Source organism: Paenibacillus faecalis (assembly GCF_900289175.1).
In the GTDB taxonomy this organism is placed as follows: domain Bacteria; phylum Bacillota; class Bacilli; order Paenibacillales; family Paenibacillaceae; genus Paenibacillus_AQ; species Paenibacillus_AQ faecalis.
The window spans coordinates 557501-570025 of record NZ_LT985747.1; the positions used below are offsets into that span (position 1 = coordinate 557501).

The 12525-nt window shown below is 39.8% G+C and carries 11 protein-coding genes; 7 read left to right on the forward strand and 4 right to left on the reverse strand.

The genetic code is table 11. The features are described 5' to 3' along the window. Positions 1 to 152 precede the first annotated feature (152 nt). From C8268_RS02710 to C8268_RS02720, 3 genes are all read left to right on the forward strand, one after another. Positions 153 to 1397, forward strand: a complete 1245-nt coding sequence (locus C8268_RS02710; RefSeq protein ID WP_158702657.1) for a sensor histidine kinase — start codon at positions 153 to 155, stop codon at positions 1395 to 1397. Between the two features lie 136 nt (positions 1398 to 1533). Further along, positions 1534 to 2286 carry an ABC transporter ATP-binding protein gene (locus tag C8268_RS02715; RefSeq protein WP_106766261.1) on the forward strand — a complete coding sequence of 251 codons (753 nt, stop codon included), beginning with the start codon at positions 1534 to 1536 and terminating at the stop codon, positions 2284 to 2286. Further along, a complete protein-coding gene (locus tag C8268_RS02720) occupies positions 2283 to 4796 on the forward strand; it encodes an ABC transporter permease (protein ID WP_106766262.1) in 2514 nt (837 codons plus the stop codon). The genes C8268_RS02715 and C8268_RS02720 overlap by 4 nt, the downstream gene beginning before the upstream one ends. A gap of 176 nt (positions 4797 to 4972) precedes the next feature. Here C8268_RS02720 and C8268_RS02725 read toward each other — a convergent pair whose 3' ends face one another. The 4 genes from C8268_RS02725 to C8268_RS02740 all read right to left on the reverse strand — a co-directional run bounded on the left by C8268_RS02725 (position 4973) and on the right by C8268_RS02740 (position 8880). Next, positions 4973 to 5656, reverse strand: coding sequence for an MOSC domain-containing protein (locus C8268_RS02725; protein ID WP_106769808.1), 684 nt, complete (start codon positions 5654 to 5656; stop codon positions 4973 to 4975). Positions 5657 to 5865: 209 nt separating this feature from the next. After that, a complete protein-coding gene (gene ahpF / locus C8268_RS02730; RefSeq protein ID WP_106766263.1) occupies positions 5866 to 7395 on the reverse strand; it encodes an alkyl hydroperoxide reductase subunit F in 1530 nt (509 codons plus the stop codon). 9 nt (positions 7396 to 7404) lie between these two features. Continuing rightward, positions 7405 to 7968 (reverse strand): alkyl hydroperoxide reductase subunit C, encoded by a 564-nt coding sequence (ahpC, locus tag C8268_RS02735; RefSeq protein WP_106766264.1) that lies wholly within the window; start codon positions 7966 to 7968, stop codon positions 7405 to 7407. Positions 7969 to 8214: 246 nt separating this feature from the next. Further along, on the reverse strand, positions 8215 to 8880 hold the full coding sequence (locus C8268_RS02740; RefSeq protein WP_106766265.1) for a carboxypeptidase-like regulatory domain-containing protein: 666 nt from the start codon (positions 8878 to 8880) through the stop codon (positions 8215 to 8217). Positions 8881 to 9130: 250 nt separating this feature from the next. Here C8268_RS02740 and C8268_RS02745 point away from each other — a divergent pair, with 250 nt between their 5' ends. From C8268_RS02745 to C8268_RS02760, 4 genes are read left to right on the forward strand one after another with little or no spacing between them, the layout of a single operon-like run. Further along, positions 9131 to 9850, forward strand: coding sequence for a response regulator transcription factor (locus tag C8268_RS02745; RefSeq protein ID WP_199794799.1), 720 nt, complete (start codon positions 9131 to 9133; stop codon positions 9848 to 9850). Next, complete coding sequence (locus tag C8268_RS02750; protein ID WP_106766266.1) at positions 9844 to 10779, forward strand: sensor histidine kinase; 936 nt, start codon at positions 9844 to 9846, stop codon at positions 10777 to 10779. Before C8268_RS02745 ends, C8268_RS02750 begins: the two co-directional genes overlap by 7 nt. Positions 10780 to 10834: 55 nt before the next feature. Beyond that, the gene (locus C8268_RS02755) at positions 10835 to 11755 is read left to right on the forward strand and encodes an ABC transporter ATP-binding protein (RefSeq protein ID WP_106766267.1); all 921 of its coding nucleotides are present in this window, start codon (positions 10835 to 10837) and stop codon (positions 11753 to 11755) included. Continuing rightward, entirely contained in the window at positions 11748 to 12509 is a 762-nt protein-coding gene (locus C8268_RS02760; RefSeq protein WP_158702658.1) for an ABC transporter permease, read from the forward strand. The genes C8268_RS02755 and C8268_RS02760 overlap by 8 nt, the downstream gene beginning before the upstream one ends. The last annotated feature ends 16 nt before the right edge of the window (positions 12510 to 12525 follow it).

The following is a 12525-nucleotide window of genomic DNA, read 5'->3' on the forward strand; positions in this document are numbered from 1 at the left end:
AGGTTAGTTTTAGGGTGTTTATTCTATTGAGTCTAGTTGTTATTATTTTCTCACCGATTCTTTTGGTGAGGACAGTTTCAAATCTAACGGACATGTTGTCACCCAAAGAGAATCAAACATACAACTCGAATTTATGGGTACAAGAGAACATATTGGATGTAGATAAGACACAGTTCTACAAAGACGAATGGAAAAGTCAAATCAAAATGAAAGCCGAAGAAGATAACATGGGTTTACTAATGATTTTTGATAATGGAGATTTGCTTCAAACCAAAGACATGAAGAAACCTGACAATACTTTGTTAATTGAAAGTGATCGAGCTCTTTCGGGAAATCTCTATGAACTCTATTATCCAGCCCTAGACCATTATAATATTTATTCAGACAATTCATTAATTGCATCCGTATATATTAACAATCCTAGACCTGCAGAAGAACAACTTAAAAGTATAAACTATGACTTCATCATCTACATTAGTGCATTTTCTCTAGTGTCCGTGCTCTTTATATTATTTCTACAAGTAAATTTAATAAAGCCCTTGCGCTCTATAAATGAATCTTCACATCTTATAGCGAAAGGGATATACAACATAAGCTTGCCAAGTTCAAGTATTAAAGAAATGAACTATACCGCTCATGCCTTTATTGAAATGGCTAAAAAACTTAAATTATCGAGGCAGGCTAATGAACGCTTAGAAGAAGAAAGAAAGCTCTTTGTGTCTTCCATTGTTCATGATTTAAGGACGCCTATTTTTTCATTACGAGGCTTCTTGGAAGGCTTGACAAAGGGGATCGTTAAAAATGAACAAAAGAAAATGCAATATTTAGAAATGAGTATGAAACAAGCCAACCATCTGAATGAACTGGTCACGTCTTTGGCTAATTACGCAAATATTGAAGGACAAATTAAACTCGAAGAAATAACAGTATTTCAAGTCAACAATGTGATCATCGACTTACAACAAATGTTAGTTTTCAACCTCTCGGAGAAAGACCTTATACTCCAAGTTGAGAATAGAACAAGTCAATTCATTGCTGGTGACTATCTACTACTACGAAGAGCATTTGAAAATGTGCTTGTCAATTGTATCCGCCATAGCCCGTCAAAAGAGAAAATTGAAGTGTTCATTAGTGAAAGTGAAGATTTTATCGAAACGATGATCCGTGATCATGGCAAAGGGTTTACCGAAGAAGATCTAAAGCACCTATTCAAACCTTTATATAAAGGTGAAGAAGAAAAGTTCAGTTCAGATCAAAGAATGGGGCTAGGTTTAACCATTGCACAAGTGATTATTCAGAAGCATAATGGTACAATCCAGGCCTCAAATGAGGAAGAAAAAGGTGCTAAAATCATCGTAAAGCTACCGAAAGTATTTCCAAATTACAAAAGAACATAAAAATCCGGAGGGAATCATTCCCTTCGGATTTTTTTATAAAATGATGATCTTTCTTGATAAAGTCTTGATACAAGCTGGATAAAAAAATGATACCTCCTCGTTATAATATGTGAAGCAAAATAAGGAGGAGATAAAAATGCCAGTTCTTCAAGTCAAAGGACTATCTAAAGTATACGGTCAAGGACAAAACAAAGTAAAAGCATTGAATCATATCCATTTAACCGTTGAACAAGGAGAATTTGTTGCAATCATGGGCACAAGTGGTTGCGGGAAATCAACTCTTTTAAATATGATATCTGGGTTGGACAAGTATGATGAGGGAGAAGTGCTGATAAGCGGTGAAAACATAAAAGGGTATTCGGACTATGAATTGACTCTTTTACGTAGAGAAAAAATCGGGTTTATTTTTCAATTTTTTAATTTAATCCCCGTATTATCTGTGATCGAGAATGTGACACTCCCAGCCATGCTAAACAATAAAAACCAAAAAGGTTTGGAGAAAAAAGCAGTGGATTTACTAAATTTAGTTGGTTTAGGTTCTTTTATTCAATCTAAACCCACTCTCTTATCTGGAGGGCAACAGCAAAGAGTAGCGATCGCAAGGGCACTGATCAATGAACCCGAATTAATTCTGGCAGATGAACCGACCGGAAGCCTTGATTCCAAAACATCAAAAGAAATGATGCGTATACTACAACAATTTTGTAGTCAATTCAATCATACGTTAGTTTTAGTGACACATGATGCAAATGTAGCAGCCTATGCAAATCGAGTCGTTTTTATGTCTGACGGAAAAATTGTTGATACGCTTCATTTGTCCAATTCCGTCTTAGAGAATCAGGAGAAGGTTAGGATAATCTCTTCAAAAGTCGAGGGGTTGGGCATATGAGAAAGTTATTTAAAACTGCTGCGAAATTTTTGTTAGCTCATAAAAGCAGAAATGTTTTTCTAATAACTGGCGTTTCGTTAGGAGTTGCGTTAATCGTTGTTGCCCAAATTTTGATTGCTAGTTTAGAAGCGTCCAATGAAAGGGCGATGAAAGAGCAACATGGTGACTTTGATTTATTAGTAGGTTATCAGACAGCAGAGAAATCCGTTGAAGCAGAGGAAATAAAAGCCATTAAAAGTTTAAGTGCTGTTGAGCATACAAGTCTGATCTTATATCCATATTTAAATAAAGAGACGGAAATGGATATGTGGGGAGAACCGATTTATGTAGGGTTTGAAAATAATGATTTATCTTTAGAGCATCCTTTTGTTTCCGTAGCGGAAGGGCATTTTCCGAAAGAAGGGGAAGCCTTAATTTCTTCTTTCTATGCAAAACAACATAACTTGAAGATAGATTCTTCAATTGAAATGAGATTTCCGCCAAATGGGATGAAGGAAATTGTGATTTCCGGGTTTACCGAAGACAATGAAGCACTCTCCAATATGGTTATTTTTGACTACGGATGGCTGCAACAAGCAACATCCAATGAAGGGCGAACGACAGCGGTCATTCTTCAAATGGATCACTACCAGAATAAATCCAAGGTAATTAACCAATTGCGCGAAGTAAATCCTGATTTTTTTATTGACCAAAGAGAAGTGATTGATAAGGAGCGTGAGAATATTGGAGGCCTGGGACCGATTATACAAGGTCTTCATATTGCTATTTACCTTGTGAGTGCGTTGATCATGATCAGTACAATGCGCATGTCTGTTCAAGAAAAGCAAAAAGAATTAGCAACGTTGAGACTGTTAGGTTTTGAAAAAAGACATATCCTCTTGCTTGTCTTGATGGAATCCTTATTAATAGGATTACTATCTTTAGTGGTAGGGTTGGTTGCAGGAATGTTAGTACCTATTGCTTTCATTGACTGGTTTATGAATAAGATGGGTGTTCAATATGTTGAGCTTGTTTTTCCTTGGTCAGACTTATTCCTAAGTTTAGGCATATTTAGCCTTGTGATCTTCATTTCTTCGTTTATGCCTGCTTATCAAGCCAGCTTAGCCCCACCGATTGTTGCATATAGAGGTTCTGCGAACGTTCAATCATTGTCAAAGAGATTTTCACTCATAAGTATCCTAGTGACAATTATCGGATGTGCCTTATTCTTGATCAATTTATTTCTATGGCAATCAAGGCACATGTACATTGTCAATGCAATCCTATTCCTCGTGTGTGCATTTCTTAGTATACCGATCATTTTTGCGCTCTGTAACAAGCTTATCGCTTTAATTTCTAAGTTTTACAAAGTACCAATCGAAGTGGTTTTAGCTGATCGAAATTTAATTAGACAATTAAATAGGAATGTACAGCTTTCCGTAATTTTTACGATTGGAATTGCGATTTCGATGATTGGAATTGTCATTTTAACGACCGTCAAGAACGATACCACTGAAATTATAAAAGAAACACATCCATATGATTTCCGTGTGACTTCGATTTCGTCACCAGAATCAGAAGGATTTTCATACTCTTTCTATGAAATAGTGGAAACCGATCCGAGCATAGAAGCTTATTATTATACAAATGTAGTTCTTTTTGATCTATTAAATCAAGATGGCTTATCAAATGTGGTATTTGGGATTAACGGGACAGATCTCCAATCGAGTTTTGATGCAGGAAATATTATGACAGAGAATGGTTTGTCATCCGAAGACAAGATGAGTAAAAATGGCGTAGTGATTCCGGAAAAAACAGCAAAAAAGCTGGGGTATGAATTAGGTGATACAATTGTTGTGAATGTATCAGATGACTCTGCTGTTTTAGATGAAAGAGAGTTCGTGGTAGAAGGAGTTGTTATAAATGCGGATCATTTGAACGAAGATTACCACTTCTATACGACTCGGAAGAACATGGATAAACTATTTGGTATTCAAACACTCTATCGGGTAGATATGAATATTCTTCATGATGAAAAGACAGAAACTGCAGCATCCATTCAATCACTGCTACAAGATCCTCAATATTCGAATACCATTTTATACGACCGCGCTGAAGAGTTAACAGCATTAGAGGAACAGTTTCTCCAACGGGTTTTTATTTTATATTTTGCTGTAGGATTAATCATTGTCTTTACGATCATTGGATTAATGAACAGTGCTGCGAGTAGTATAAAAGAAAGACTTAAAGAGCTGAGTATGTTACGAGTGCTTGGTAATACAAAAAAACGGTTATTCTCGTTGTTATTACTGGAAGGAGCTCTTTTAACGGGAACAGTTGGGATGTTCGCAGTCGGATTTTCAACAATTTCCGCTTACTGTTTGCTTGAAAGTTTAAATGCTGCTACCTTCCATGCAATGCCTTTCCTTCTGATTGGTTTAGTTGTTGCTTCTCCGATGATTGGTGCTGGAGCGGTTTTATATCCTGCTCTATGGGCGACGAGACAAGATGTGATAAAGGCATTACAATAGGCAGAGCCACAATCAGACTAAGAAAGAGGGTGCTTTTTCAACCCTCTTTAAGTGGTTCAAAGATTGAGGAATCATTTATACCGTTAATCTCCCAATTTTTTTGATGAAACATCAAAAAAGCCTGACTTGTACAAAAGCCAGACCAAAAGTGTTTGCTTTCTATTTATATGGTTTATCTATTTATCACCGGTTAATCTCTCTCGGGCGTTCGTTTCGCTGCCTTCCAGCCGTTTCAAAAATGTTTTTCTCCAGCTTGCCGACAGCTCTTCCACTTCAAGGATTTTTTGAATACCTTCGATATTGTTTTTATCCCGGTGCATAATATGATTTGCATATGATACCGATACTGCTTTCGAATGGGAGTCGAGCTTGATCAAGCGATCCGACCTGGATACCATCCCCTGTTCCAAAACACGAAAATAAAATCCGGTATAGCCCGTTTCCTGTACTCTCAACGGCATATCAGGTTTATCATATTTGACGGACAATTTGTAGCAAGGCTGCCTCGGCTGGCTGATCTGAACAACCGCTTCACCCAACTTAAAAATATCACCTATACAAACTTCCGTTTCCACCATCCCCCGAATCGTTACATTTTCGCCGAAAGCTCCATATTCTAACGTTTTCTGCAATTCCTTTTCCCAATAAGAATAATGATCAAAAGAATAAACGCATACAGCTTTTTCTCTGCCTCCATGGTGGACAAGATCAGCTTGTCCATCCCCCTCAAACTTCAACCACGACAAAAAAAGGGGGTCATTCGTGGGTGTCTTGAATATCCCCGTAGAAATTTCTTTGTTTTTAAACTGTACTTGTATTGGCTTGCCAATATTAATCGATAGGATTTCAGCAGTTCTCATCAGCGCTACCTCAACTTCCATCTCTGAATGATTTGTTCCACTAATTGTATAAATGGATCACTAACCCATATTATATACTACAATCTCGACTTAATCCTTGGAAAACATGCTGGATTCGTAAATTCTTATTTGCACAAATTGTAAAAAAACATCACAAAAGCCCTCACTTTATAAGAAGATGAGGGCTTTTGTTTAATAACTATGATTCATTAATTGCGGATGATATAATCGAATGCACCTAAGGATGCAGTTGCGCCTGATCCCATAGAAATGATGATCTGCTTATATGGACTATTCGTACAATCACCAGCAGCAAACACTCCAGGAACGTTTGTAGCTCCGTGGCTGTTTACAACGATCTCGCCGAAGCGATTACGCTCAACCGAGTCACCTAACCATTCTGTATTCGGTACAAGGCCGATCTGTACAAACACACCTTGCAATTCGATATGGTGAGTTTCATTTGTCTCACGATCGATATAGGAAACACCGTTGACCTTATCGGTTCCGGTAATTTCTTTCGTCTGTACGTTCTTAAGTACAGTCACGTTAGGCAAACTATAGAGACGATCTTGCAACACAGCGTCTGCTTTAAGCTCCGGTGCGAACTCAAGAACGGTTACGTGTCTTACAATACCTGCAAGATCAATCGCCGCTTCAATACCTGAGTTACCACCGCCGACGACGGCAACATCTTTTCCAGTGAACAAAGGACCATCACAATGCGGGCAGTACGCCACACCTTTGTTCTTGAACTCCGCTTCACCAGGAACACCCAAATTCCGCCAACGAGCACCTGTCGAAAGGATCACCGTTTTGCTCTTTAGAACAGCGCCGTTCTCAAGTTCAATCTCAATAAGATCCTTCTTCTCCAAGCTTTTTGCACGTTGTAGTTTCATAACATCAATAGGATACGCTTTAACTTGCTCTTCAATACTGGCTACAAGCTTAGGACCTTCGGTATATTTAACGCTAGTAAAGTTCTCAATAGCCAAAGTATCATTGACCTGACCACCAAAGCGTTCAGCAAGAAGGCCTGTCCGAATCCCTTTACGCGCCGCATAAATGGCCGCAGTTGCACCTGCCGGACCACCGCCAACAACGAGCACATCATAAGGGTCCTTATTATCAAACTCAGATGGGTCTGGGGCACTTCCCAGCTTAGCAAGAATTTCTTCAACGGTCATACGACCACTTTCGAAAAACTCACCATTGAGGTATACGGTCGGTACAGACATAATGTCCTTGCTTTCTACCTCTTCCTTGAATACTGCACCGTCAATCATCGTATGACTGAAGCCAGGATTCAGGATGCTCATCAAGTTCAGAGCTTGTACAACATCAGGACAGTTTTGACAGCTCAGGCTGATATAAGTTTCAAACTTATATTCACCGCGAAGGTTTTTGATCTGATCAATTACGCTATCCTCCACTTTTGGAGGTCTGCCGCTAACCTGAAGCAGAGCCAGCACTAATGAGGTAAATTCGTGTCCCAGCGGAGTTCCAGCAAAGACAACTCCTGTATCTTCACCTACACGATTTACACTGAAACTCGGTGTTCTGGATAACTGCGTATGCTCAACCTTAATCTTGGAAGACATGCTGGCCAGTTCATTGACCAGATCCAGCATGTTTGTGGATGCCTCATCAGAGCCTGCGCTGACTTTGAGGACGATATCACCTTCCAAGAGTTCAAGATATTGCGCTAGTTGATTTTTAATTTCTTGATCTAGTGCCATTTTATCACCTTAAATCTTTCCTACAAGATCAAGGCTTGGCTTAAGTGTTTGTCCACCTTCCTGCCATTTAGCTGGGCAAACTTCACCTGGATGGTTCCGGACATATTGTGCAGCTTTGATCTTGTTAATAAGAGTGCTTGCATCACGGCCAATGCCTCCCGCATTGATCTCAACAGCTTGAATAATACCGTCTGGATCAATGATGAAAGTACCGCGATCTGCAAGTCCTTCCTCTTCATTCAGTACATCAAAGTTACGGGAGATGACATGGGAAGGGTCACCGATCATAATGTAAGTAACCTTGCCAATCGCTTCAGAGCTTTCATGCCATGCTTTATGTGTAAAATGAGTATCAGTAGAAACGGAATAGACTTCAACACCGAGTTCTTTTAATGTTGCGTATTGATCCTGCAAATCTTCAAGCTCGGTAGGGCAAACGAATGTAAAGTCCGCTGGATAGAAGCAAACAACACTCCACTTACCTTTGAAATTTTCCTCGGTAACGTCGATAAATTTGCCGTTATGAAATGCGGATGCTTTAAATGGTAATACCTCTGTTCCAATTACTGACATGTCTCATATCTCCTTTGTTGAATATTAGTTTGAGGCTATTCAGAACATGCAACACCATCTCCGAACTACCTTACAATCATTATAATTAACCAAATTATGAAATCTGTCAAGCTTGTTTATAATGATTACAAACAAATAATTCGTTTAAAATCTCCTTTTTTAAAAAGTTGTCACATTTCCACCCTTCAATTGTTATTATTGGTCATTTTTTCATTTTTATACTACATTACATACTGCGTACAACGTTTAATAGTTTATTGTCGCCTCTTCTTTCCAATACGTTGTCCCCATTCCAAATTCGCCGGTTTCATCATCCTTTATCGTTATATCAATTCTGTTATATTCAAAGAGATTTGTACTTGAATCCAAACTAACATGTATTAAGTAAGCATATATATTATTTTGATCCGCGTATTCCTGGACCTTGTTGATTTGATAGATTTCTGATTTCTTTCCATTGATGAATACTTTAAGATCATCTTTTTTTAAATTGGGGGCGATATCTATGATCTGGGATGAATCTAATATTTGAATATTCTCTCTTAGTGGTTGCGATCTCTTTAAACTCATCGGCCTGAAGTAAAGCATTAATTGAGGAAAATTACGAAAAACTTTAAATGCTCTTAGTGAATAAACTTCTAATCCGTCTATTTTAGAATTCATTTCGATATCTTGATATGCGGGTATGTTCCATGCCCAATATTCCAAATAATGAACTCCATAATCTTTGCAGGCATAAAATGCGTAATACATCCCTTTATCCAAAACAACCTCGAATTGTCCATGATCATTGGTATATGTATTGGTAATATCTTCAAATCTATCATTTAAAATACGGACGACTGCTCCTTCAAGAGGATGATTATAGAAGTCGGTTACTCTGCCATATATTTTGACGGTCTCGGCCTTCATCAAATTTCACACCTTTTTCCCCTATAATAGTATAAACAAACTATACCACATAAAAAGATGCGAACGTTCTATCAAGCATACTTATCCTCCCTCTATGGGGTATTAAAATCCGCCTTAATTTTGAACCTCTTAATCCTTGCAAACATTCCCGAAAGCACGTATTCTTTTAGAATTATACTTTTATGGTATAATTTTATAATATATTAGATTTGTAGAGTACGATAAATGAACATTTTTGGAGTTGGTAAACATGATACAGCCTCATATTTTAGCAGTGGAAGATGATCTGGAGATCAGTAAGCTGATCGTGAAAACACTTTCTGAAGAGAATTATATGGTAGATGCTGTATATGACGGAAAAACGGCTTGTGAAGCCTTGCGGAATCGAGTTTATCATTTGGTTATCCTCGACTTGATGCTGCCTGATATGGACGGCTGGGAAGTACTGCAATGGATTCGGGAACATATGAATATACCTGTTCTGATCTTGACCGCCCGGGATTCAGAATCTGATACAATTCTTGGGCTCAATCTTGGTGCGGACGATTATCTAACCAAGCCGTACCATGTCGGTGAATTCATAGCACGGGTCAATGCTCAGCTCAGACGGTACTTGAAACTGAACGAGCAGCCCTTAGAAGATCCTCCTATATTGGTTCATGGTGATCTAACGCTCAACTGCCATACTTGCGAAATCACGGTGCGAAATCAGACCATTCCTCTAACTGCCAAAGAGTTTGCCATCTTGGAGCTGCTTATGCGCTCCCCGAAACGAATATACAGTAAGTCACAGATTTTTGATGCCGTCTGGCCTGATGACTATACTTCAGATGACAACACCGTTATGGTTCACATCCGGAGATTACGTGGCAAGATTGAAGAAAATCCTTCTCAACCTGTCTATATCCAAACTATTTGGGGGATCGGTTACAGAATGGGCAAATTGGAATCGGAGACCGCCGCATGGTAACGATCTTAATTGTTTATGCCTTGGTCGTAACTCTGTTACTGGGCGGCTTGATCATTCGGTATAGACATCTTTGCAAGCAGCTCCGTAAAATCACCCATACCCTGCTGCGCATCCGAACAGCCAATGACCACCAGCGTGTGCGCGTTCAATCATCCGTGCAGCTGCTGCATCAATTGACTGATGAGCTCAATCGCTTCTTGGAACATCATAAACAGTTAGGGGAGCGCACGCTTTTCTTGGAAGAGGAGCGAAACCAGATGCTGGTGCATCTCTCCCATGACCTGAGAACCCCGCTCACTTCATTGTTAGGATATATTGAGGTCATTCAGAGAAATGCTGCCGGCTTATCTTTGCAAGATAAGGATTCCTATATGAATGTGGTCCATGCCAAAGCTGTAAAATTACTAACCCAGATTAATGATTTTTTTGAATTGGCCAAACTTGATTCCATAGAGTCCCCTCTCCATCTTGCCCCTTTTGACATTGTTGCAGTTGTTCAAGAAGTCATTCTATCCCTGCATCAACCCATAGAACTTAGTCAGGTCGAGCCCGTGCTGCGTCTTCCAGATCAACCGGTACTTGTTTACGGCAATGCGCTTGGAACAGAGCGGATTTTGCTGAATTTGATCACTAACGCATATCGCTATGGCGCGGATGGCCAACTTCTCGGTGTTGAAATTCAGGAGTCCACCGATGATGTTATTGTACAAGTATGGGACCGGGGCAAAGGGATTGCTCTTGCGGATTTGCCTTACATTTTCAACCGCTTCTATACAGGTCAGCGTTCCAGAGGCCATCATATACAAGGAAGCGGATTGGGGTTAGCTATCGCTAAGAAGCTAGCCGAGAAGCAAAACGGATCACTGACCGTTACCAGCGTCCCCTACGAGAAGACGACTTTTTTTCTTACACTCCCTGCTAATCGGTAAGGTTTTTGTAAGATTCTGCGATTACAATCGAAAGTAAGAAAGGAGTTTTCTCTCTATGGAACCTATACTAAAAACAATCAATTTGACGAAGACATATGATCAACATATAGCCGTCAACAGGATGAATATGTCGATCAGCAAAGGTGAAATTTATGGTTTTCTAGGACAAAATGGTGCCGGAAAAACAACTGCAATCCGGATGATGCTCGGTCTAGTGAAGCCTACTTCAGGAGAGGTAGAAATGTTTGGTGAGAAAATTACCAAAAACAGTTTTAGAGCTTTTGAAAGAGTAGGCGCCATCATCGAAACCCCCGGTTCATATAAAAATCTTACAGCTTACGAGAATCTGGATATTCATCGAAGGCTGATGGGGATATCTTCGAAATCTTCAATTGAGGAGACACTCGAACTGGTTGGTTTGCTGGAAGTGCGAAACCGGAAAGTCAGCAAATTTTCTCTCGGCATGAAACAGCGGCTTGGATTGGCCCGAGCCCTGCTCCACCAACCTGACTTTCTCATCCTTGATGAACCGACCAATGGACTCGATCCGCAAGGGATTAAAGACATTCGCCACCTTTTGCTGGATTTGGCCAAACACCGTGATATTACGATTCTCGTATCCAGTCATATTTTAAATGAGATTGAACAGCTCGCAACCAAAATTGGCATCATTCATCAAGGCCAGCTTCTTGAGGAAATGAATATGGAACAGCTTCGGCAGAAGAACAGGCACTTTTTGGAGGTTACCGTATCGAACGATCAGCATGCTGCCTTCATCCTGCAGGAGAACTTGGGAATAGAGGATTACATCATTATAGAATCGGGAAAGATCAGAATTTATGAGCGTATGGACGAATCGATGATGATTAACCGGACGCTAGTTGAAAACTGCGTCGATGTCGCGGAGTTGGTGTTCCATAAAGGAAACCTGGAAGAATATTTCCTCGATCTTACAGGAGGGAATGCTGTTGTCTAATCTATTATTCACGGAAATGACCAAGCTGAAGCGTTCGCCGGTTGCCGCAGTCCTATCCATCTTTATTCTGCTGCCGCTAATTCTGCAAATTGTCATTAGCCTGGGAATTTTCAGCAGCGGAAAAAGTGTCGGCTGGTTTGATATATTTGCTACACATGAATTCCTGATCAATTTGCTGCTGGCTCCGCCCTGCTTTGCTCAAATTGCTGGTTTTATCTTTGCGCGTGAATATCAGGAAAACACGGTTAATTATATTTTCATTTCACCTTATTCAAGACTGCGAATCTATTTAACAAAAATCTTGCTGCTGTTTCCCATCATTTTGATCAGCTTGTTTCTATCTTATGTGCTGGTAGGGATCGCAGGATTATTATTGACCCAGGAACAACTGACTGGAGCGACACTGCTGATCCATCTTCAAAATTTGGTTATTATCGCTATATGGCAGTTTGCCCTATGCTTTATTGCCCTCGTGCCAGCGGTTTTGTTGAAAAACAGCTATTCCAGTATCATCGTAGGCGCAGGCGGGGTGGCCGCTTCCATTATGACTGTCCTTACAAGTGTGCCTCCACAATACTCCGCATTCAATCCTTACTACTTCCCCTCCTACATAGTAAGTCAGTTGACCGTTGGCAATGGTATTCCTGATTGGATTTTATGGAGAGGCTTATTAACGATGCTGATTATTTTTATCGTATGCCTCTACACCACCCTTTACAGTTATACACAATCGGATATACACAGTGGAAGTTAGGAAATTAGCGGAGGTA